Raw genomic sequence first — 22,742 nt, forward strand, 5'->3', positions numbered from 1 at the left:
ACGGCGATGCACGAACTCGGGATCACCCGCAACATTGTCTCCATCTGCAGCGAGCAGGCCCGTGGTCGCAAGGTGACCCGGGTGCGGCTGGAAGTGGGGTTGTTATCGGGGGTGGTGCCGGACTCCATTCGCTTTTGCTTCGACGTGTGCAGTCAGGGCACGCCGCTGGAGGGCGCGGAACTGGAAGTGCTGGAGATTCCCGGTGAGGGCGAATGCCGGTCCTGTGGCAAACGTATCCCTCTCCGGCAGGTATTCGGGCATTGTCCGTGTGGTGCGGGCGACCTGATCTGTGTGGCCGGTAAGGAACTCAACATCAAGGATATGGAGGTGCAGTGATGTGTAAAACCTGTGGATGTTCCGATGGGGCACAAACGCGGATAACGCACCTGGGTATTGCGCGGGGTGATGCTCCGGATACCCTGGAATCATCGGGCGATGTGCCCGGACATGCCCATGAGCACCGGCATGGCGATGCAGCGGTGCATAACCATGGCCTGCATTCGCATGCCCACGGTGGTGCGAGCTCCCATCTCCATCCCCACCCCCATGTACCGGCGGACGGGAATGCCCACCTGGTGTCTTTGGAGGCGCGGATTCTGGACAAAAATGATCGCCTCGCGGAACGCAATCGCGGCTGGCTGGCGGGACGGGGCGTGTTTTCCCTGAATCTTATGAGTTCACCGGGAGCCGGGAAGACGACCCTGCTGGAAAAAACCCTGGCAGAACTGGCGGGCGAGTTCCCCCTGGCGGTAGTGGAGGGCGATCAGGAAACCACCCACGATGCGGAACGCATACGCCAGGCGGGTTGCAACGTGGTGCAGATCAATACCGGCCAGGGCTGTCATCTGGAGGCGGATATGGTGGCGCAGGGACTGCAGGAGATCGACCCGGCCGCCGGTTCCGTCGTCTTCATCGAGAACGTGGGAAACCTGGTATGCCCGGCCCTCTTTGATCTCGGTGAAGCGGCGCGGGTGGTCATCCTGGCGGTCACCGAGGGCGAAGACAAGCCGGCAAAGTACCCCCACATGTTTCACGGCGCGGACCTGATTCTGATCAACAAGATCGATCTGCTGCCCTACCTCTCCTTCGACCTGGAACGTTGCCTCGGTTACTTGCACGAAGTCGCGCATCATGCCGAGGTGCTGCAGATCTCCGCCGCCACGGGAGCGGGTCTGGAGCCGTGGTTTGCCTGGTTGCGCGAGCATCGAAACAAGGCGTTGTCGGAGGCCGGAAAAGTGTTGGCCGGTTCCTGAGCTTCCTCGTGCCCAGGAGGCGGTCATGCCCACGGACGCCCATCAGACGCTGCACAAGACATTTCAGCTCGTTGATTTGTCCAGTCTGTCCATCTCCAGCGTGGGTCCCATCTTCAGCGTGGCGGCGGCAGGGTCGGCCATGGTCCAGGCAGCAGGAGCAGAGGTGCCCCTGGCGATCGTACTGATTGCCATTCCCTTCATTCTGTGTTCCTGGATATTTCTGTCGCTGAATCAGTATTTTCCCAACGCCGGTGCCTCCTATCACTGGTCCCGGCGGATCATGGGCATCGATTACTCGAATTTTCAGGCATGGATCGTGATCATGGCCTATTTCTGGTCGATCCCGCCGATCCTGATCCCGGCGGCGCGGTTCACTCTAGAGGCGCTGGGAGTACCGCACCCCGGCGCCGGATTGCAGATCGTGGTGGCCACGTTCTGGGCACTGTTCGCGGCGGGTGTTTTGTTGTTCGGGGCGCGTATCACCGCCAGGGTCACCCAGATATTTCTACTCATCGAGATGGTATCCGTCGCCTTCATGGCCATCGTCGGCTATTCCCATTGGGGGCCGCCGGCGGTGGGGGCGGGGTCCTTCTCCCTCAGCCATATTCACTGGGCCGGCGTCATCGTCTGCATGGTGGTGGGCGCCACCATCGTGGACGGCTGGGAAATCGACTCCTACGCCTCGGAAGAATCCAGAAAACCGCGCATCACCCCGGGATGGGGAGGAATCATCGGGGCTGTGAGCGTGGTGCTCTACTACCTGCTGATCTGGCCCCTGCTTCTGCATCAGGTACCCCTCGACCAGTTGCAAAACACCAATGATACCCTGAGTCTCTGGGCGGCAACGGTATCCCCGCAATTACTCCCGTGGATGCGCATAGCGATTATCGCGTCGACCGCCGGTGGTCTCTGGCTCACCACCTTCATCCTGTCCCGCGCCCTTTTCGCCATGTCCCGGGATAGGGTGATGCCGGGGTGGCTGGGCCGACTGAATGGCGAACACGTGCCGTACTGGTCCGTCATCCTGCCCATCCTGCTGGCCATGGCGGTTGTCCTCATGCAGGTTTTCTTCCACAGTATGCGGGACCTCTTCAACCTGGTGCTGAGCGCGGCGGGGTTCTTTCTGGTGGCGGAGTTTTTATTGGATGGGGTCAACATGATGCGTTTTTTATTGCTTCAGCACCGCTCCGTCCGGCACCATTTCAGTGCGCATCATCACGCCGGTCTCCTGCTCGGATCGCTGGTCGTGATCATCAGCCTTTCCGCCGTGGAGGTGCTGTTCCTCATCTATGGCCCGCAATATATTGCGGCCGGCATCGATCAGACCGTTGGGGTGTTTTTGCTGTTGGGCATCTTTTATGTGCTCTGGCTGCGCCGGCGGAAGGCGGGGCAAGACATTTACGTCTTCGATGAGCTGGAGTTGCAGGAAGATTGACCAGGACTGCGGCCTCTGCTATATCGGGCGGACGCTAACCTTCTCAACTTTCCCCGGGGTTTTTATGGCAGTACATGGTGAAGTGGTGGTTCTGGGAGCAGGCATCGTCGGGGTTTCCATTGCCCTGCAGTTGCAGTTACGGGGCCGTCCCACCATTCTTCTGGACCAGCAAGGGGCCGGAGAGGGGACGTCCTTCGGCAATGCCGGCCTGATTCAGCGCGAGGCGGTCATGCCGCACCCCTTCCCCCGTGCCCTGGTGACGCTGCTCAGCTACGCCCGCAATCAGTCGACCGAGGCCTACTACCGGGGGACGATGCTGCCGCGTCTGGCCATTCCCTTCCTGCGGTACTGGTATAACTCCCGTGAAGACCGTCACCGGATGATTGCCCGGCATTATGCGGCATTGATCGCGCACTGCCTGGATGATCATCTGGCTCTGGCCGGTGCGGCGGGGGCGATCGACCTGCTCCGTCCCGGTGGCTGGTTGCAGGTACACCAAAATCCCGAGTCTCTGGACCATGCCCTGAAAGAGGCGGCGTATAACGCCGGGAATTTCGAGGTGGCTTACGACGCACTTGATAGCGCGCAGGTGGCGGCGATGGAGTGCAGTCTGCGTCCCGGACTGGCCGGCGGTATCCACTGGACCCAGCCCCTGGCCGTTGTCGATCCCCACGCGCTCACTCTCGCGTACCTGAACTATTTTACCCGGATGGGCGGCGAGTTTCGCACCAGCGCCGTGCGGAGCATAGAGCGTGGTTCGACGGGGTGGCGCATCGCTACGGTGCATGAGCCGGTGGAGGCCGCCGAGGTAGTGGTGGCTTTGGGCGCCTGGTCGCCGGATGTGACTGGACCTCTGGGTTACCACCCGCCGCTTTTCGTGAAAAGGGGCTATCACATGCACTACGCCCAACCGGACGCCACACCACTCGGTCACCCGGTGCTCGATGCCGATCAGGGTTATATGCTGGTGCCCATGCAGCGTGGTATCCGGCTGACGACCGGTGCGGAGTTTGCGCATCGGGACGCCCCTCCTTCCGCTATTCCGCTTGCTCGGGCGGAAGCGCAGGCACGGCGGTTATTGCCTGCCCTCGGCGGGCGTCTGGACGCCGACCCCTGGATGGGGGTGCGCCCCTGCACCCCCGACATGCTGCCGATCATTGGTCGGGCGCCGGGGCATCCGGGTGTGTGGTATGCCTTCGGCCATTGTCACCAGGGTCTGACCTTGGGGCCGACCACCGGGCGTTTGCTGGCCGAGATGATGTTGGGTGAAACGCCGTTTACGGACCCTGCTCCCTACCGACCGGAGCGGTTCTGAACGTGGGATTTTTGGATATTGAAACGCAGTCTGCGAACGCCTGGAGCCAATCATGGAACAGGTAAGCCCTCCCAAACGCCGTCTCGAACCCCTGTGCGAAAAGATTACGCTGCCAGTGATCCGTGCCGTGGTGGATGATTTCTACAATCGTATCCAGCATCACCCGACCCTGGCGGAGCCTTTCTCCGTCGTTCAGGACTGGGAGTTGCACAAGGATCGTCTCGTTCACTACTGGTGGACCGTGTCTGGCGGACTTCCCTACAAAGATTACCGCTATGCGCTGGGCGACAAGCATGCTCCGGTCGGAATAACCCATCCGCTGGTGGATGACTGGCTCGCGCTTTTTCACGAAACCATGCTGGACCACATGGATGCGGATATGGCCCGTCGCTGGCATGGTATGGCCACCGGCATTGGCGAGTCTCTGCGCCTGATGTTCGCCCCGCGCGGGGATTAAGCAAAGGGTCGGTGCTGACCCTGATCCAAAAAAAACCGGTAGGCGGGGTTGGCGGTTTCCGCCACATGCGGGTAGTCGAGTCCGGCAAGCAGTGACTCGAATCGTGCCATCTCGCTGTCCGGCACCTCAAAGCCCGCCAGCACCCGGCCCAGGTCGACGCCATTATTGCGATAGTGGAAGAGGCTGATATTCCAGTGCCCGCCCAGTTTGTCGAGAAACTCCATCAGTGCCCCCGGCCGTTCGGGAAACTCAAAACGGTAAATCCGCTCATTCTGTGCGGCCGCCGCATGCCCGCCCACCATATGGCGGATGTGCAGTTTGGCCATTTCGTCGTCACTCAGGTCCAGCGCTTCGTGACCCGTGACTCGTAAGCTCTCCAGCAATGCATTGGCGTCTTCCCGGTCGCGGATGGCCACTCCGACGAAAATATGCGCCCGATCCCGGTGGTGCAGGCGGTAATTGAATTCCGTCACGACTCGTTGACCAATCGCCGCGCAGAAGGCGCGAAAGGCTCCCGGTCGCTCCGGGATGGTGACCGCAAACAGCGCCTCGCGTGCCTCGCCCAGTTCCGCCCGCTCGGCGATGAAGCGCAGGCGGTCAAAGTTCATATTGGCGCCGGAGAGGAGGGCGACCCAGGCCCCGCCCCGACCGGGGTCGGTTGCCGCCATCCGCTTGAGACCCGCCAAGGCCAGCGCACCGGCCGGCTCCATGACGGAACGGGTTTCGTCAAATACATCCTTGATGGCCGCACAGATCTCATCATTGGTCACCCGCACGATTTCATCCACATATTTGCGGCAGAGGGCAAAGGTGTGTTCTCCCACCTGGCGCACAGCCACGCCATCGGCGAAAATACCGACCTGGGGCAGAGTAATGCGTTCCCCCGCCTGCAAAGACCGATACATGGCGTCGGCCTCAAAGGGCTCTACGCCGATGATGCGAATCTCGGGCACGATGGATTTCAGGTAAGCCGCCACCCCGGCAATGAGGCCACCGCCGCCCACCGGAACAAAAATCGCTTCCAGGCCGGCGCCCCGCTGACGGAGTATCTCTGCGCCTATGGTCCCCTGTCCCGCAATCACCAGCGGATCGTCAAAGGGCGGAATGAAGACCATGCCCGATTCGGCGATCAGGGCGTCGCAATGCGCCTGCGCGTCGGAGTAGCTGTCACCATGAAGAATGACCTCCGCACCTCGCGCCCGTACCGCGTTGACCTTGATTTCCGGAGTGGTGCCGGGCATGACGATCACCGCACGGATACCCAGCTTCTGGGCAGCATAGGCGACGCCCTGCGCATGATTGCCGGCGCTGGCGGTGATGACGCCGCGTGCCTTTTCCGTATCCGAAAGCTGGGCGATCTTGTTGTAGGCGCCGCGCAGTTTGAAGCTGAACACCGGTTGCAGGTCTTCACGCTTGAACAGCACCTCGCGCTGCAGGCGTGCGCTCAATTTGGGCGCGGCTTCCAGGGGCGTTTCCCGAGCCACATCGTAGACCCTGCTGCATAGCACTTCGCGCAGAAGATTTTTCACGAAGCGTTTTCTTCCGGTTTGTGGAGCTGCATGAGTTTGCGGAATTCAGCGATATCAGGCGCCAGGGTCAGGTTTGCCTTGGCTTCCATGGCCTCGTAACGGGTGAGTATTTCTTCGCCCATTTCGGTCAGATGCGCACCGCCGCCGTGGCTGCCCCCGGTGGCGGTGCTCACCACCGGTGCCAGAAAACAGTGATTCATGGTGTCCACCAGCAACCAGGCGCGCCGGTAACTCATATTCATCGCCCGCGCCGCCGCAGAGATGGAGCCTTCTTCGCGAATATGGCGAAGCAGTTCGGCCTTGCCAGGGCCGATGGCGATGGCTTCCGCCAGCAAGACGCGAAGACGGGGTTGCAGGTGGTCTGTCATGGGATCCTCCTCTCAAAATAGTCGAGCAGCGTGTTTGGCAACCAACGCAGATGACCCGGAAAGGCGCCATCGATAAAGCCAACATGACCGCCTTGCTCGGTGATGCAACGTGTCACGGTCAGGCTTATCTGAACATTGCGCAGGCTGTCGACGGGTACGATAGGGTCATCCGCGCTGTTCAGAAGCAAAGTGGGTACCTGTATCCACGGCAACAACGGCGCCGCCGAGCCCTCTTCCCAGAGCTGCCGGGCGCCCGAGAAACCATGTACTGGCGCCGTAAAATATTCATCGAAATCATACACGCTTTTTGCCGAAAAGACCCGTGACCAGTCCGCCATGTCCGGGTATTTGGCTTCGTAACGGCGGACAGAAGCCTTCATTTTCTGGAGAAAATACCGGTTGTAGAAGCGAAGATGACTGGATTGCAGATACTCTGCCGTCGCGACCAGATCAACCGGGGCGCAGACCGCAGCCGCAGATTCCAGGTTTTTATGCGCCTCGTCTCCTGCCTCGCCCAGATATTTGAGCAAGGCGTTGCCGCCGAGGGAAACGCCGACGGCGTAGCGAGGGCGACATGGAAGCAGTGCCGTCGCGCGCTCCAGCATCCAGCGAATCTCGGCACTATCCCCCGCGTGGTAGCTACGGGGCAGTAAGTTGTCCATTCCTCCGCAGCCGCGGAAATTGATAAAACAGCCTGCCCAGCCCCTCCGCCGCAGGCCTGCCGCGAGGGCGCGGGCATAATGTCCCTGTGAACTACTTGCCAGGCCATGAAAGAGCATGACCACCGGCGCAGCGGCTGACGCGTCCACCCAGTCTACGGCGACCCGGTCGCCATCGGGGGTTTCCCAGATTTCCCGGCGAAAATCGACAGGATCCGAGCGCGCAAAAAAGGGCGCCCAGATGGTCTGAAAGTCACCACCCCGCGACCACCAGGGCGGATGAAAAGCGCAGAAAGGATTCAATCCTCTAGGTAGGCGTCATGGCTGCGCAAGTAGGCTTCGAGATCGCCGATGCAACTGCCGCAACCAGCGCCACAGCCGGCGTGGACCATCAACAGCTCCATAAAGGGCAGGGGGTTGGCGCGCTGGCGCTCAAGAATTTCCTGAAAAGTGGCGGCCGAACAGCAGCAATAGGGGCTGTCATCGACTTCCTCGGGGACGGCGGACATGGCGGAACTTTCACCTCTGATACAGCGCAAAAAGCAAAGCCATACAGTAGCCATTGAGGGCGTGCGGTGCAAGAGGGAGGCTACCACGATCCGTTCTGAAAACACCGTGGCCGAAGGCACGGGGCTGCTATTATCCTGGTCATGATATAAAATGTCTGTATCGGCGTTGGCGCCCGATGCAACCGCCCGATGCAACGGCCACCACAGAGAAGCCAACGCCCTTTTTGGGAAGAGGTTCCCATGTCTGTGAGCGTCAGCAGGTCATTGTCACAAAAAGTTCATCACAGTGCCGCACTATTGTCATATTTATGAGTCATAATGGGTGGAGATTTGCTATCGTTTTTGCACGGAGAACTCTGCATGCTCAGCACTCAGTCTCACGGCAGTACCAGTCACGCCGCCACCAGGAAAGAGCGCTCATTGCGCCTCTATCTGGCGCGTCACCAGGATGACGTAGAAGCAGCGCAGCGCCTGCGCTATGACGTGTTCAGCGCCGAGTACGGCGCGCAGCTCAGCGGTCGCCCCGGGCTGGATCAGGATGAATACGATCCATTTTGTGAGCATCTGATCGTCGAAGATGAGGTCCGTCAGGAGGTGGTCGGTACCTATCGGCTCTTTCTTCCAGAGAAGGTCGCCCGGGTGGGTCGCTATTATGCCGAGACCGAGTTTGACCTCTCCCGTCTGCTGACCATGAATGCGCGGATTATGGAGTTGGGACGATCCTGCGTACATCCCGAATACCGTCAGGGCGCGGTGATCGCGCTGCTCTGGTCGGGGCTCGCCGAGGCAATGACGATGTGGCAGATCGATTACCTCATGGGATGCGCCAGTGTCCACAGTACGGATGGTCAGGCGGTCGGCGCCCTGTATCAGAGTCTTGGCACCCATCTTACGCCGCTGGAACAACGTGTATTCCCCTTGCGGGCCCTGCCCCATTTTGACGCGCAGGCGCAGGTCGAACCGGCGCCACTGCCGAGCTTGCTCAAGGGGTATTTGCGGGCCGGGGTGCGCCTCGGCGGTGAGCCCTTCTGGGATCCGCAATTCCATTGCGCGGATTTTTTCGTCTGGTGCGAATCGACGTTGATCTCCCCACGCTACCAGCAGCGCTTCCTGGAACCGGCGGATGCGCGTAAATGATGCGTCGTAGAAAGCCCGCCCCGGTATTGGTGCCATACCCGGGGCGGCGCTGGCGCCGTTCGCGGCCCAAGGCTGTGCGGCGCATCTGGCGGCTGCCGGTGCTGGTATTTTATCTGCTTCTGGCCTTTCCGTTAGCGGTGTGGACCTGCGCCCGAAAGCCCGCACCGGACGCCGGTAGCTATCGGGCTTTTGCCTGGTGGAGTCGGCAGGCCCTGCGCATTTTTGGGATTCATCTGCGCGTGGATGGGGTCATCCCGGAAGCGCCGGTGCTGGTCGCCGCCAACCACGTTTCCTACCTCGACATTCTTGCGTTGGCGACCTTGATTCCCAGCCGTTTCGTAGCGAAGAAGGAAATGCGCGCATGGCCCTTTTTCGGGATTATGGGTGCGTGGTTGGGCACGCTTTTTATCGATCGCAGCGATGCCCGCGCCAGCCAGCGCATCCTGCGTCAGGCCGGTGAGATTCTGGCAGCCGGTACCAGCGTAACCGTCTTTCCGGAGGGGACTACCAGCGACGGCAGGGAAGTCGGCGATTTTTTTGCAGCGCCTTTTGAGGCCGCCTGCTGGGCAGGGACGCCCACCATACCAGTTGCACTGCGTTATGAAGACGTGCTCCGTCCCGGCCAGCCCGACGCACTTTGCCCCTTTGTCGGTGACGACAGCCTATTCGGCCATCTCTGGCGACTGGCGGCGGCCGCACCCCTGACGCTGCGGCTGGAATTCCTGCCCGCACTGGCCCCCGGATTGGGACGCCGCGAGTTGGCGACGGCCGCCCGGCAGGCCATCACCGAGGCCCTGCAGCGGATGGAACAGGGGGCGTCTGTCACCTATCTGCGCGACCCTCGCCGTCACTCCCTACGGGATGCCTGGGTGGCGTGGCGGCGGGGACATGGCGGCTGAGGAGGTATCCACAGGAGAACTAGGCGGTCTTCGGTCGCCAGCTCTGCACGCTTTCGACAAGAATGGCAACATGTTCAACGGGGGTCTGCGGGGTGATGCCGTGGCCGAGGTTGAAGATATGACCGGTCCCCGACCCGTGACTTTCCAGAATGCGCGTCGCTTCCCTGACAATCCCTTCGGGGCTGCCGTAGAGGGCGATGGGGTCCATATTACCCTGTAGCGCAACGCTGTTACCCAGACGCTGGCGGGCGACGCCCAGTTCCGTCGTCCAATCGAGGCTCAGTGCATCGGCGCCGCTCGCGGCCATGGCCTCGAGCCAGTTGCCTCCGCCCTTGGTAAAGAGTATGACCGGCACTCGGCGGCCTTCGGCTTCGCGCCGCAAAGCGGCGACGATCTCGCTCATATAGGCGAGGGAGAACTCCGCATACGCAGGAGTACTGAGGCTGCCGCCCCAGGTATCAAAAATCATGACCGCCTGGGCACCCGCGGCAATCTGAGCGTTGAGGTAGCTGGCCACCGACTGCGCCAGGTGGCGCAGCAGCCGATGCAGCAGCGCCGGATCGCTGTACAGCAGCCCTTTGATGTGGGTGAAATCGCGGCTGCCACGCCCTTCGATCATATAGCAGGCGAGGGTCCACGGACTGCCTGCAAAACCGATGAGGGGCACACGTCCGTCGATCTCACGGCGGATGAGCCGCACGGCGTCCATCACAAAGCGCAACTCCGTTTCCGGGTCGGGCTGGCGGAGTGCGGAGATATCGGCAGCGCTGCGCAAGGGGCGTGCAAAAACCGGACCTTCTCCTTCCTGAAATTCCAGCCCGAGTCCCATGACATAGGGGATGGTCAGGATATCCGAAAAAAGGATGGCGGCATCCAGGGGGAAGCGGTTGATGGGCTGTAAAGTGACCTCGCAGGCCAGTTCCGGCGTGGTGCAGAGGCTGAGAAAATCGCCGGCCCGGGCGCGGGTGGCGCGGTACTCAGGCAGGTACCGCCCGGCCTGACGCATCAGCCAGACGGGTACGTGATCCACCGGCTGACGCAGGCAGGCGCGCAGGAAATTATCGTTCTGCAATGTGGGTTTCACCGTCTATACCCCCAGATAGTCGAGGATACCCTGCGCCGCGCGGCGCCCTTCGTCCACCGCAGTGACCACCAGGTCGGAGCCTCGTCGCATGTCTCCCCCGGCAAAAATGCGCGGGTTGCTGGTCTGGAACTGCGCGTTGGTGCTGATCCGCCCCCGGCTGTCCGTAGTGATGTGGTGTTCCGCAAACCAGGGAGCAGGGGAGGGATCAAAACCAAAAGCGATGATCACGACATCGGCATCCAGCACTTGTTCCGAGCCGGGAATGATTTCCGGGTGACGCCGGCCCCTGGCATCGGGCTCGCCCAGACGGGTCTCCACCAGACGCACGCCCTGGGCTCCCGATGCAGCATCTCCGACCACTTCGACGGGCTGACGATGGAAAAGAAAGTGGACGCCTTCCTCGCGGGCATTGGCGACTTCCCGGCGTGAGCCGGGCATGTTCTCTTCATCGCGGCGATAGACACAGGTCACCTGGCGGGCACCCTGGCGGATGGCCGTACGCAGACAGTCCATGGCGGTATCACCGCCACCCAGCACCACAACCCGCTTGCCGGAAAGGCTGATATAGGGGAGTGTCGGGTCCGGCAACTGCATCAGGTGACGGGTGTTCGCGATCAGGTAGGACAGCGCCTTGAGGACGCCTGGCAGTTTCTCGCCGGGGAAGTCGCCGGTCTTGGCGGTATAGGTGCCCATCCCCAGGAACACGGCGTCAAAATCTTCCAGGAGCTTACCCAGGGAAATATCTCTGCCAACCTCCGTGTCGAGCTGAAAACGGATACCCATTTCCTGGAGCAGGTTGGCGCGGCGTGCAACCACTGCCTTCTCCAGTTTGAAGGACGGGATGCCGAAGGTGAGCAGACCACCAACCGCCGGATAGCGGTCAAAGACGACCACTTCGGTGCCTGCGCGGTTGAGGATGTCCGCACAGCCGAGGCCTGCCGGACCGGCACCCACTACGGCGACCCGTTTGCCATTGGGGAGGATGTCGGGCATCCGCGGCTGCCAGCCACGGGCCAGCGCTTCTTCGGTGACGAACCTTTCCAGATTGCCGATGGTGACGGCGCCGAAGCCGTCATTGAGGGTACAGGCACCTTCACACAGGCGATCCTGAGGGCAGATGCGGCCGCAGATTTCCGGCAGGGTATTGGTCTGATGGGACAGCGTGGCCGCTTCTTCCAGACGATTCTCGACAATGAGTTGCAGCCAGTTGGGAATATAGTTGTGCACCGGGCACTTCCATTCACAATACGGGTTGCCGCAATGCAGGCAGCGGTCGGCCTGAAGCTGGGCACTGCCCAGGTCAAAGCTCTGGTAGATTTCCCTAAAGGCTTCGCGGCGTTCTTCTACGTCCAGCTTTTTGGGGTCCTGCCGCGGGTCTTCGATGAATGAAAAATGACTCATGGTTTTTCCTCAGGGTGACGCGGTCAGCTCGCTTCTTCGAGCAGGACATCCAGTTTGGCGGCCTTGGGCACCACCAGCCAGACATCGCGGATAAAGTGGGTCCAGTCCTTGAGTAGCCCCGCGGCATAATCGCTGCCGGTGGCGGCCACATGGGCCTCGATATGGCGCCGCAGGAGGGCCTCGTAGCCGCGCATGGATTCGGTTTCGATCCCGTGGTAATTCACCAGCTCACCATTCACTTGATCAGGGAACTGGCGGGCCTGATCGCGGACGAAGGCGAGGCCGCCGGTCATGCCCGCCCCGAAATTCACGCCGACCGGGCCGAGGATGACGATCTGGCCCCCGGTCATGTATTCGCAGGCGTGATCTCCGGCGCCTTCGATCACGGCGATGGCTCCTGAATTGCGCACTGCAAAGCGCTCACCGGCGCGTCCCGCGGCGTAGAGGTGTCCCCCGGTGGCTCCGTACAGGCAGGTGTTGCCGACGATGGCCGAGTCCCAACTCGCATAAGTGACACCTGCCGGCGGCGCGATGATGATCGTACCGCCATTCATGGCTTTGCCCACATAATCGTTGGCATCGCCATGCAGATGCAGGGTCATCCCCTGTACGCAGAAGGCACCAAAGGATTGGCCCGCGGTGCCCTGTAAGTCGACTTGTACCGCATCTTCCCGCAACCCGGAATTCCCATAGCGGCGGGCGATCTCTCCGGCAAGGCGGGCGCCGATGGAGCGGTTCACGTTACGGATCGGGTAGTGCAGGCGGGTGGGGATTTGTTCTTCCAGCGCGGGCCGGGCGTCCTTCACCATGGTTTCCGCCAGATCACCCTTGTCGAAAGGCGGGTTGCGGTCCTGGGTCTGAATGTTGGTGCCGGCATGGTGCAGGTCGGTATTGCCCAGCAGCGGACGCAGATCCAGATGTGCCTGTTTTTCCGTCTGCGCCCCACCGATTTCCAGCATCTGGCTGGCGCCGACGAGGTCATCGAAGCGACGGATACCGAGTTGCGCCATGATTTCGCGGGCTTCCTCGGCGACGAAACGGAAGTAGTTGATGACCATTTCCGGCAGGCCGGTGAAATGTTTGCGCAGGGTCTCATCCTGGGTGGCGATGCCCGTGGCGCAGTTGTTGAGATGACAGATGCGCAGATATTTGCAGCCCAGCGCGATCATCGGCGCGGTACCAAAACCGAAGCTCTCCGCACCCAGCAGAGCGCCTTTGATCACGTCCAGCCCGGTTTTGAAGCCGCCGTCGGCCTGCAAACGCACCCGATGCCGCAAGTGGTTGCGGCGTAGGGTGACCTGGGTTTCTGCCAGCCCCAGTTCCCACGGCGAGCCGGCATATTTGACCGAACTCAGCGGACTGGCGCCGGTGCCACCGTCGTAACCGGCGATGGTGATACGGTCGGCATAGGCCTTGGCCACGCCGGCGGCGATGGTGCCGACACCAGCTTCCGAGACCAGCTTCACGGAGACGTAGGCCTGTGGATTGACCTGCTTCAGGTCAAAAATGAGCTGTGCCAGATCCTCGATGGAATAGATGTCATGGTGCGGCGGCGGGCTGATGAGGGCGACGCCTTCCTTGGCGTAGCGCAGGCGGGCAATGATGCCGCTGACCTTGTGCCCCGGCAACTGACCGCCCTCTCCAGGCTTGGCGCCCTGTGCCACCTTGATCTGCAACTCTTCGGCGTTGACCGCATACTCCGGCGTCACACCAAAACGACCTGAGGCGATCTGCTTGATCTTGCTGACTTTATTGTTGTGGTAACGGGCCGGATCCTCACCGCCTTCGCCGGAGTTGGAACGCCCGCCTATGGTATTCATGGCGATGGCCAGGGCCTCGTGGGCTTCCGGCGACAGGGCACCCAAAGACATGGCCGCCGTGTCGAAACGGCGGGTAATCGCCTCGATGGGCTCCACTTCGCTGAGTGGGATGGGCTGTGCGGCCGGGCGCAACTGCAGCAGATCGCGCAGGTTGGTGACCGGGCGATCGTTCACCAGCCCGGCAAAAACCCGGTAGTCGGCGTAGCGCCCTGAACGGACCGCCGTTTGCAGGCTCTGGACGACATCCGGGTGGTAGGCGTGATATTCACCGCCGTTGACATATTTGAGCAGACCGCCCAGTGACAGCGCCTTTCGGGGCATGTACGCATCGCGAACTTGCTGGCGGATATCGTTTTCGAGATGGCTGAACGACGCCCCGCCGATGCGGTTGACCGTCCCCTTGAAACAGCGCTCCACCACCATCTGATCCAGGCCGAGTGCCTCGAAGAGCTGGGTGCTGCGGTACGATGCCAGGGTGGAAATCCCCATTTTTGAGAGGATCTTATAGAGGCCTTTGTCGATGCCCTTGCGATAATTTTCCAGTGCCTTGAGAACCGTCACCGGCTGGCTGAAGGCGTGCCGTTCGGCCAGGCTGCGGATGATGGCATAGCTCAGGTAGGGGTAGACGGCAGTGGCGCCATAACCGATCAGGGTGGCGAACTGGTGGGAATCGCGGGCATGGGCCGTGGCTGCCACGATGTTACAGCGGGTGCGCAGGCCGGCATCGATGAGGGCATGGTGGACGGCACCTACCGCCATCAGCGCCGGGATGTAGAGCCGGTCACGCTCCAGGGCGTGATCCGAGAGCACCAGGATGACGGCCCCGTGCCGCACCGCCTCGATGACCGCCTCGCAGAGGGCCTCGATGGCCCCTCCCAGATTATTGTCCGCAGCGGAATAGCAGAGATCGAAGGTCTGGCTGCGGAAGGCGGGTTCCGTGTGGCTGGTGAGGGCGCTGAAAATGGCATCGGAGAGCACCGGGGAGTGCACCTCGATGCGCCGGGCATACTGGGGTCGCTCGGCAAACAGATTGCTTTCGCTGCCGATGACCGTGTTGAGGGACATTACCAGCGCTTCGCGCAGGGGGTCTATGGGGGGGTTGGTGACCTGGGCGAACTGCTGTCGGAAATAATCGGCGATGTGCCGGGTCTGCCGCGACAGGACCGCCATGGGGGTATCGTCACCCATGGAACCGACGGCTTCCTGGGCACCTTCGGCGAGGACGCGGATCACCTGGTCTTCTTCCTCAAAGCTGACGCCAAAGGCCTTTTCACTGACCAGCAGGTCGTTCACCGGTAACGCGGGGGTGGCAGTCCGGTCGTCGCTGTCGAGATGTTCGGCATACAGATCCAGCCATTCCCGGTAGGGGTGGCTGTTCTGGATTTGCGCGTCGATGTCCGCCGACTCCAGAAATTTTCCCGTGGCCATATCCACCGCCACCAGTTGTCCCGGCCCGACTCGGCCCTGCACGACGATGTCGCGGTGATCGTAGTCGAAGACGCCCACTTCGGAGGAGATGTTGATGATCCGGTCTTTGGTGATGACATAGCGGGCCGGACGCAGACCGTTGCGATCCAGTGCGCAGGCCGCGATGCGTCCGGTGTTGAGCACCAGTCCGGCGGGGCCGTCCCAGGCCTCCATGCGCATGGAGTGATATTCGTAGAAGGCACGCAGGGCGGGTTCAATGCGCGGGACGTTATGCCAGGCGGGCGGCACCAGCAGACGGATGGCCTTGAAAAAGTCCATGCCGCCCTGCACCAGCAGTTCCAGCATGTTGTCGAGACTAAAGGAATCACTGCCGCCGCCCACCGCCGGAAGCACTTCCGCCATGGGTAACAGCTCGCATTGGAGCTGCGCCTCGCGGGCCTTGGCCCACAGACGGTTGCCCTGCACGGTATTCAACTCGCCATTGTGGGCGAGGATGCGGAAGGGCTGGCACAGCCGCCATTCCGGCCAGGTATTGGTGGAAAAACGCTGGTGGTAGGTGACGAGGGCGGAGGCGAAGCGCGGGTCGCGGAGGTCGGGGTAAAAAACCGGGAGATTTTCCGGCAATACCATGCCTTTGTAGCCGATGACCTGAGAGGAGCAGGTCACCGCAAAAAAACTGCCCTCGTCGGCAAAGCGTTTCTCTACCCGCCGCCGCATGCGGTAGAGAAGGCGCTCCCGGTTGTCCGTATCCATACCGTCGGGGAGGCCCACAAAAGCCTGCCAGATTCCCGGCAGACTCTGCAGGGCTTCTTCACCACAGGCGCCAAGGTCGGCAGGTACCTCGCGCCAACCCAGGCAGCGCAGTCCGAGATCTTCCGCTTCAGCACCCAGCGCTGTTCGAATAGTCGTTGCAACCGTTTCGTCCCGAGGCAGGAAAAACTGACCGATACCAAAGTGCGTACCGAGAGTGATGCCCTGTTCGGCAGCGATGGCGCGGAAAAAGGCCTCCGGCATCTGCAACAGCAGGCCGCAACCGTCGCCGCTTTTGCCGTCGGCGGCTATGGCGCCGCGGTGGGTGAGCCGCGCCAATGAGACGATGGCCGTCGCGACGATGGCGTGACTGGCCTGGTTGTCCATCTGGGCAATCAGCCCGAAGCCACAGGAGTCCCGTTCAAAATCGGAGGAGTATAAGCTTTGCGTCATATCGTCACCTGGTCGTCACATCACCCTGTCGCCGGACTGCAAAGCAGGGCCGGGCATTATAACGCGCTCATGGGTACCATCCAAGGGTGCGAATGGATCATTCCCGGAATAACGGGGCAGGATGGGCAAGAGAAGGTTCAGGCCTCGCCGTGCGGGTCAAACAGACGGTCATACTCGGCGATGGCAAAGCGGTCGGTCATGCCCGCCACATAGTCGGCAACGACACGCGCCCGACGCTTTGCTGCACCGTCACACTCGTTGATGCGCACCTGGTATTTCAGTGGCAGCAGCCGCGGATCTTCGAGCAGGGTATGGAACAGCTTGCGTACCAGGCGCTTGGCTTTTTCCGCCTGACGGTGCACCCGGGGGTGGCGGTACATGCGCTGAAAGAGAAAGCGTTTGAGGGTGGCGACTTCGTGGGCGATGGCCGGACTGTGGGCGGCGAGCGGCTGCGACGCGGCCCGCACTTCCGCTATGGTGGTGACGCCTTCGGCCGCGATGCGGCGCCGGGTCTCACGGACCAGATCGTGGATGAGCAGATTGATGAGGCGGCGGCCCGTCTCGTGACGCAATATGGTCGCGGAAGCGTCGGGAAAGCGTTGCTGCACCTCGGCGAAAATCGTCCCGTATAAAGTATTGGCGCAGAGTTCTTCGCGGCTCAGCAGGCCGGCGCGCAGACCGTCATCGATATCATGGTTGTTATAGGCGATCTCGTCGGCGAGATTGGTGATCTGCGCCTCCAGGCTGGGCTGGGAGCCCCGCAGAAAGCGTTCACCCACGTCGCCTAGGTCGGGGGCTTTATTTTTGGCGCAATGCTTGAGAATACCCTCGCGGGTTTCGAAGGTCAGGTTCAGGCCTGGAAAGTCGCCGTAGCGCTTTTCCAGATGGTCCACGATTCGCAGGGACTGGATGTTGTGCTCGAAACCGCCGAGGTCGGCCATGCATTCCTGCAGGGCATCCTGTCCGGCATGGCCGAAAGGGGTATGACCCAGATCGTGGGCCAGGGCGATGGCTTCGACCAGATCCTCGTTCAAGGCCAACTGGCGGGCGATGGCGCGCCCCACCTGTCCGACTTCCAGGCTGTGGGTGAGGCGAGTGCGGTAGAGATCCCCCTCGTGATTCACGAAGACCTGGGTCTTGTATTCCAGACGGCGGAACGCGCCGGAGTGAATGACCCGGTCGCGGTCGCGCTGAAAGGCGCTGCGACCGGCGGGCGGCTCCTCTGCGTGTTTGCGGCCACGGCTCTGCGCGGGGTCGGCGGCGTATGGCGCCAAGCCCCCGGGCTGTCCCGGAGAGGCCAGGTCAGGCATGCCCGGACGATTCCTGCAGTGTGGCACCGGCGGCCGCGGATTCGTCCAGCACCCGCTGCATGGTTTCGGCGAGTAGCGGCAGGCGGGCGGCGAACAGCGCGAAGGCCGCATCGGCATACTCGCGAATTTCATACTGGGCGTCCTGCTTGCGCCGTAGTTTGAAAAAATTCATCAAACTGCGGAAGTTGACCGTCCAGTAGACGTCCGAGTAGGTCGCGACCGGCATCACATTGCGCAGCAGTTCGCGGACCCGGCCACGGTAAGGGTCGCGCCCACCTTCTTTGGGAGCCAGTTCACCGCGTTCGCGCGCACCGTCAATGCGGCTGCATGCCGCGCTATATTGTTTCTCATACCAGGCGAAGAGTTGCGCCATCAGCGCTTCATATTCGTCTATGGCGGCCTCATCCAAAACCGCAAAGCCATCCACCGTGCGCGCGGCGACATCGGGCACATAGGCGACGGAGATGGGCTTGCGATAGCGCATGGAAAACTCGTTCCAACTGGAAACGCGGTGTTTGACCCACTGGCGCAGCACGAAAATCGGCGCGATGAAGCGGAAACGAAAATAGACGGTCTCGAAGGGGGTGCCATGCTGATCGCGCAGCAACTGGTAAAGCAGGGCGCGGTCGCGATCCGTAAATTCGTGCCCGTTGGCGAGGCGCTGGTTGGTGGTGCTGATGCGCGCGGTGTTGATGATGGTGGCCTCATCACCCCAGGTTTCCTCCAGTTCGATGAAACCGAAGTTGCCAATGCGGCGGGTACCGCCGGGATTGAGTGCGCTACGCCGCGCCATTTCCTCCCGCAATTCCGCGGTCGCCTTGTTGATCTCATGCATGTCCGTGCTCCATGAACGCCTGAAGGGTTTGAGTGATGGCGGCCGGGGGAACTTCTCCGGTGATGACCGCACTCCCGATGCCGCGCAGCAGGATGAAGCGCACCCGCCCCCCCTCCGCTTTCTTGTCGACGCGCATGAAGCCGAAATAGTCGGCGACGGGGAGGGCCGGGGCCAGGGTGGGCAATCCGGTGGCTTCGATCAGGGCGTAGATGCGATCCTGCTCACTTTCCCGGATCAGATCCAGGCGACGCGACAGATCCGCCGCCATGACCATGCCGATGGCCACCGCCTCACCGTGCAGGTACTGGCCGTAGCCCGTCGCCGCCTCGATGGCATGACCAAAGGTGTGTCCAAGGTTGAGAATGGCCCGCAGCCCGCCTTCCAGCTCGTCGCGCGCCACGATATCCGCCTTGTCCTTGCAGGAGTGCCGGATCACTTTGGTCAGTGCGTCCGGCTCCCGGGCCAGTACGGCATCCATGTGATCTTCGAGCCAGGAGAAAAAGCCCTGATCGTTGATGAGACCATATTTGATCACTTCTGCCAGGCCCGAACGGAATTCCCGTTCGGGCAGGCTGTCCAGGGTGTCGGTGTCGGCGATCACTGCCTGCGGTTGGTAAAAAGCGCCGATCATGTTCTTGCCGAGCGGGTGGTTGACCCCGGTCTTGCCGCCAACCGAGGAGTCCACCATCGCGAGCAGGGTGGTCGGCACCTGAATGTAGGCCACCCCCCGCTGATAGACCGCCGCGGCAAAACCGGTGATGTCCCCCACGACCCCGCCGCCGAGGGCGCACAGGGTACAGTCGCGGCCGTACCCTGCGCTCAACAGGCGCCCGGCGATTTCCTGAATGTTGTCCAGGGATTTGCTCTCTTCGCCGGCGGGCAGGATGATGCTCAGCGACGGCTTGTCCAGGGCCTTGAGGGTGTTTTGCAGGGTCTCCAGATAGAGGGGCGCGACATTGCTGTCCGTGACGACCGCCACAGGACCTTTGCTCAGAGCAGGCGCAAAGAGCGCGGAGTCGGCGAGAATGCCTGTGCCGGTGTGAATAGGGTAACTGCGCTGACCCAGATCGACGCAAAGACTACGCATGGTATGTTTTCTCTTATGGACCGGTTATGCCCCATTGTTGTGGTTCTTTTGCGTTGAGGCAAGTGCGCCGCGCCATTGTGGTCGTTTGGCGCCGGTTTGACCCCTCTATCTCCGGCCGGGGGCGTGCCCTGCGCGCTGCTGGAGGTGGCGCAGTATTCGGCGCAGAACCTGATCCGAGCGCAGGCCGTCTCCCACCACCCGCCAGTGTGCAGCCTCCCGGTACAGGGTGTTGCGTTGCTCCGCCAGTGTTTTCAGACGGCAACCGAGGTCCGTATTTTGCAGCAGTGGGCGGTTGCGGTCATGGCGAATACGTCTGAGTTGCTCGTCGACGCTGATATCCAGATGAATGACCTGGCCCATCTGCCGCAGATGATGTCGATTGGCCGGGTCGAGTATGGCACCGCCGCCGGTGGCGAGTACCATCGGTTCGCTCCGGGTGGAGAGGTCGGCGATGATTTTGCGTTCCCGTTCGCGGAAGCCCGATTCCCCCTCGATCTCAAAAATAGTGGGAATATCCACCCCCGTATGATGGACGATGAGCGCGTCGCTATCCACATAAGGAAGACGCAAGCGGGCGGCCAGAAGCCGCCCGATGGTCGATTTGCCCGATCCCATGGGACCGATGAGGATGATGCTGCCGGTCATGTTCCCGGATTGCTGCCGGCGGAAGCGACGCCGAGTCCCCCTGGAGACTCGCCACCGACGACCTTGGGGGTCAGGAAGACCAGCAGTTCGGTCTTGGCCACACTGTTGATGTGGCTTTTGAAGAGCCAGCCCAGCACGGGAATATCCCGGAGCAGCGGAACGCCGGTTTCATTCCGGGTGGTCGAATCGGTGTAAATGCCGCCAATCACCACGGTCTGGCCATTATTGACCAGCAGCTTGGTTTTGACCTGTTGGGTATTGATGGGGATACCGGAAGGCATGGCCTGAGCATAGTTGGGTTGGTCGTTGCGCGCATCCACATCCAGGGTGATCTTGCCGTTGGGCGAGATGTGCGGGGTGACGTCCAGGCTCAGCACCGCTTTTTTGAAAGACACGGCCGTCGCACCACTGCTGGTGGCCTGCTGATAGGGGATTTCCTGGCCCTGTTCGATAACCGCTTTTTCGTTGTCCTGAGTGAGGACTTTGGGGCTGGAGATGATCTTGGCGCGGTTATCGGCCTGCAGAGCCTGTAGCTGCAGATTCAGGATCCGATTGCCGGCGGCGGTGCCCAGGGCAAAACCCAGCGATGCCGGATTCATGCTGGCGAGGGCGGTGCCGGCAGTGGAGGGTACCAGATTTACCAGTGCCGGGGTGGTGAAGCCGGTTCCGGTGGTAGTGGTTGTTCCAGACATCGGGTAGGCGCCGCCCTGTGTCGAGGTAACCCCCGTAGCACCGGTGCCCGATAGGTTGACGACGCCACCGCCACCGCCGCTGGTATAGGTGCCGCCCCAGTTTACGCCCAGGGACTGGGCCGCACTGGTGGTGACCTGCACGATGCGCGCTTCGATCAATACCTGGGGGACCGGGCGATCGATCTTGGCGATCAGGTGCTTGATGTTGGCGATATCCTGGGGGGTGTCCCGGACCAGCAAACTGTTGGTGCGAGTCACTACCGCCACGGAGCCGCGTGGGCCGAGCAGGGAATTACCGATGAGGCTGGAGTTGGGAATGCCCAGCGCACTGGCCAGTGCGGCATTCTGCGCCGGATTCATTTCGTTGCCGGTATCTCCGCCGCCGGGTTCCTTGTTCTGGTCGAAACCCTGCAACAGCGAGGCGATCTCTGAGGCTTTGGCATATCTGATCCGGATCAATTCCGTCTCCAGCGGTTCCAGCTTGCGCTTGCTGGCGTCGGCCTTCAGTTGTGCCTCTTCCTGGCTGGTGATCTGGTTGGCGGGTGCCACCCAGAGAATGTTGCCGATGTGTTTTACCGCCAGCCCCTGAGATTGCAGGATCACCTGGAAGGCCTGTTCCCACGGTTCATTCTTGAGGCGGATGGAAAGGCTGCCGGTCACATTGTTGGAGACGACGATGTTCTGATGGGTGAAGTCGGCGATGACCTGCAGGGCATCGCGCACGCTGATATTCTGGAAATCCATGCTCAGGCGCGCGCCGGCGTTGGCATTGTCGCCCGCCTCAGCGGCTTTGGGATGTACATCGATCAAGGTGCGCTGCCCCAGTTGATAAGCCGAATACTCGTAAGGACCATGAATGGCGAATACCAGGCGGGTACTTCGCCCCAGGGGATAGCTATCCACATACTGAACCGGGGTGCCGAACTGACTGACGCCGAAGCGGTGAGTATAGCTGGACGGAATGCCCGTGTCTTTGAGCTGGACGACGAGAGCGCCGTCCTCGCGGGTGACGTTCATCTGCGGTTGTGGACCGGAGATGGAAAGATCGAGAATGCCGCCGCCGTTTTTGCCACGCTTGAAACTCAGGCCGTTGATTTGGGTGCCTGAAGCGATGGCCGGTGCGGGAGCCGGCGGCGCCGAGTCTGCCGGTGCGGGGGCCGCGCTGCCGGTGGCGGGTACCGCCGAAGTACCCGCTGCGGAAGTCGCCGCGTTACCTTTGTCGGCGACGAGCGCGAGCCGATAACCCTCGGGGGCGGGCTCCATCATGATCGCTTGCGGAGACTTCAGCAGCAGATCAAGGCGGGCGTGATGACCGGATATTCTCCGTGAGTACATTTTGCACCGCGCCGCTGCCCGCGACGGTGCCCACGGAGTTCAGGAAGTGGGCATCACTGAAATCGATGCGTACGCGGTAGCCACCGTTGAGCGTATTCACATCATAGGCGGGGCGACTGTCACTACGGATGAGAAAGGCTGTGCCATGCTGATCCTGTACCGGCGTAATGCTGCTGATGAGGCTCTCCGCCCACGCCGCACCGGAACTCAGGCAGAGGGTCGCCGCCAGAATGGCAAGGTGTGCAGGCCTTGGCAGCGGAAGCCGTGGGTGCGAACTTGCGCTGACACGGCGGGTGTGGCGGGAGGTACTGGATGCAGTGCTCATCTTTTCGCTATCCTCT

20 protein-coding genes are annotated in these 22,742 nt (G+C 61.7%); 7 read left to right on the top strand and 13 right to left on the bottom strand.

Going from position 1 to position 22,742, the window contains the following annotated elements:
• Positions 1-6: 6 nt before the first annotated feature.
• The 5 genes from F6A13_RS04390 to F6A13_RS04410 all read left to right on the top strand — a co-directional run bounded on the left by F6A13_RS04390 (position 7) and on the right by F6A13_RS04410 (position 4,460).
• Positions 7-336 carry a hydrogenase maturation nickel metallochaperone HypA gene (locus F6A13_RS04390; RefSeq protein ID WP_126605085.1) on the top strand — a complete coding sequence of 110 codons (330 nt, stop codon included), beginning with the start codon at positions 7-9 and terminating at the stop codon, positions 334-336.
• Positions 336-1,253: a hydrogenase nickel incorporation protein HypB gene (gene hypB, locus F6A13_RS04395; RefSeq protein ID WP_126605086.1), complete on the top strand. Its 918-nt coding sequence runs from the start codon at positions 336-338 to the stop codon at positions 1,251-1,253. The genes F6A13_RS04390 and hypB overlap by 1 nt, the downstream gene beginning before the upstream one ends.
• Before the next feature lie 25 nt (positions 1,254-1,278).
• Positions 1,279-2,688 (top strand): APC family permease, encoded by a 1,410-nt coding sequence (locus F6A13_RS04400; protein WP_126605088.1) that lies wholly within the window; start codon positions 1,279-1,281, stop codon positions 2,686-2,688.
• A gap of 64 nt (positions 2,689-2,752) precedes the next feature.
• On the top strand, positions 2,753-4,003 hold the full coding sequence (locus F6A13_RS04405) for an NAD(P)/FAD-dependent oxidoreductase (protein ID WP_126605095.1): 1,251 nt from the start codon (positions 2,753-2,755) through the stop codon (positions 4,001-4,003).
• Between the two features lie 52 nt (positions 4,004-4,055).
• The gene (locus F6A13_RS04410; protein WP_126605096.1) at positions 4,056-4,460 is read left to right on the top strand and encodes a group III truncated hemoglobin; all 405 of its coding nucleotides are present in this window, start codon (positions 4,056-4,058) and stop codon (positions 4,458-4,460) included.
• Here the strand turns inward: F6A13_RS04410 and ilvA are convergent.
• Genes ilvA through F6A13_RS04430 form a run of 4 tightly spaced genes read right to left on the bottom strand, consistent with a single transcriptional unit; the run spans position 4,457 to position 7,525 of the window.
• A complete protein-coding gene (ilvA, locus tag F6A13_RS04415; protein ID WP_232027482.1) occupies positions 4,457-5,989 on the bottom strand; it encodes a threonine ammonia-lyase, biosynthetic in 1,533 nt (510 codons plus the stop codon). The two genes, F6A13_RS04410 and ilvA, sit on opposite strands and share 4 nt — an antisense overlap.
• Positions 5,986-6,357 carry a winged helix-turn-helix domain-containing protein gene (locus F6A13_RS04420; RefSeq protein ID WP_009567572.1) on the bottom strand — a complete coding sequence of 124 codons (372 nt, stop codon included), beginning with the start codon at positions 6,355-6,357 and terminating at the stop codon, positions 5,986-5,988. Before F6A13_RS04420 ends, ilvA begins: the two co-directional genes overlap by 4 nt.
• A complete protein-coding gene (locus F6A13_RS04425; RefSeq protein WP_126605100.1) occupies positions 6,354-7,319 on the bottom strand; it encodes a YheT family hydrolase in 966 nt (321 codons plus the stop codon). Before F6A13_RS04425 ends, F6A13_RS04420 begins: the two co-directional genes overlap by 4 nt.
• The gene (locus tag F6A13_RS04430) at positions 7,316-7,525 is read right to left on the bottom strand and encodes a (2Fe-2S)-binding protein (protein WP_012536311.1); all 210 of its coding nucleotides are present in this window, start codon (positions 7,523-7,525) and stop codon (positions 7,316-7,318) included. Before F6A13_RS04430 ends, F6A13_RS04425 begins: the two co-directional genes overlap by 4 nt.
• Positions 7,526-7,885: 360 nt before the next feature.
• Between F6A13_RS04430 and F6A13_RS04435 the strand changes: the two genes are divergently transcribed.
• Together F6A13_RS04435 and F6A13_RS04440 are read left to right on the top strand one after the other, a co-directional pair.
• Positions 7,886-8,662, top strand: coding sequence for a GNAT family N-acetyltransferase (locus F6A13_RS04435; RefSeq protein ID WP_126605101.1), 777 nt, complete (start codon positions 7,886-7,888; stop codon positions 8,660-8,662).
• Positions 8,659-9,561, top strand: coding sequence for a lysophospholipid acyltransferase family protein (locus F6A13_RS04440; protein ID WP_172959364.1), 903 nt, complete (start codon positions 8,659-8,661; stop codon positions 9,559-9,561). Before F6A13_RS04435 ends, F6A13_RS04440 begins: the two co-directional genes overlap by 4 nt.
• Positions 9,562-9,580: 19 nt before the next feature.
• On the opposite strand, the gene hemE is transcribed toward F6A13_RS04440, so the two are convergent.
• The 9 genes from hemE to F6A13_RS15555 form a co-directional block, all read right to left on the bottom strand.
• Positions 9,581-10,645: a uroporphyrinogen decarboxylase gene (gene hemE, locus F6A13_RS04445; RefSeq protein ID WP_126605103.1), complete on the bottom strand. Its 1,065-nt coding sequence runs from the start codon at positions 10,643-10,645 to the stop codon at positions 9,581-9,583.
• A 3-nt stretch (positions 10,646-10,648) separates the two neighbouring features.
• Complete coding sequence (locus tag F6A13_RS04450; RefSeq protein ID WP_126605104.1) at positions 10,649-12,046, bottom strand: glutamate synthase small subunit; 1,398 nt, start codon at positions 12,044-12,046, stop codon at positions 10,649-10,651.
• A gap of 23 nt (positions 12,047-12,069) precedes the next feature.
• Positions 12,070-16,497: a glutamate synthase large subunit gene (gltB, locus tag F6A13_RS04455; RefSeq protein WP_151528111.1), complete on the bottom strand. Its 4,428-nt coding sequence runs from the start codon at positions 16,495-16,497 to the stop codon at positions 12,070-12,072.
• Positions 16,498-16,634: 137 nt separating this feature from the next.
• Entirely contained in the window at positions 16,635-17,807 is a 1,173-nt protein-coding gene (locus F6A13_RS04460) for a deoxyguanosinetriphosphate triphosphohydrolase (protein WP_113527043.1), read from the bottom strand.
• A complete protein-coding gene (gene thyX, locus F6A13_RS04465; RefSeq protein ID WP_113527042.1) occupies positions 17,800-18,642 on the bottom strand; it encodes an FAD-dependent thymidylate synthase in 843 nt (280 codons plus the stop codon). The genes F6A13_RS04460 and thyX overlap by 8 nt, the downstream gene beginning before the upstream one ends.
• Positions 18,635-19,729, bottom strand: a complete 1,095-nt coding sequence (gene aroB, locus F6A13_RS04470; RefSeq protein ID WP_113527041.1) for a 3-dehydroquinate synthase — start codon at positions 19,727-19,729, stop codon at positions 18,635-18,637. The genes thyX and aroB overlap by 8 nt, the downstream gene beginning before the upstream one ends.
• A 105-nt stretch (positions 19,730-19,834) precedes the next feature.
• The gene (locus tag F6A13_RS04475) at positions 19,835-20,344 is read right to left on the bottom strand and encodes a shikimate kinase (RefSeq protein WP_404813018.1); all 510 of its coding nucleotides are present in this window, start codon (positions 20,342-20,344) and stop codon (positions 19,835-19,837) included.
• A 26-nt stretch (positions 20,345-20,370) separates the two neighbouring features.
• Entirely contained in the window at positions 20,371-22,332 is a 1,962-nt protein-coding gene (locus F6A13_RS04480; protein WP_225981954.1) for a type IV pilus secretin PilQ, read from the bottom strand.
• A gap of 28 nt (positions 22,333-22,360) precedes the next feature.
• Positions 22,361-22,726 carry a hypothetical protein gene (locus F6A13_RS15555; RefSeq protein WP_225981955.1) on the bottom strand — a complete coding sequence of 122 codons (366 nt, stop codon included), beginning with the start codon at positions 22,724-22,726 and terminating at the stop codon, positions 22,361-22,363.
• Between the last annotated feature and the right edge of the window lie 16 nt (positions 22,727-22,742).

The organism is Acidithiobacillus sp. 'AMD consortium' (genome assembly GCF_008926505.1).
In the GTDB taxonomy this organism is placed as follows: Bacteria; Pseudomonadota; Gammaproteobacteria; order Acidithiobacillales; family Acidithiobacillaceae; genus Acidithiobacillus; species Acidithiobacillus ferridurans.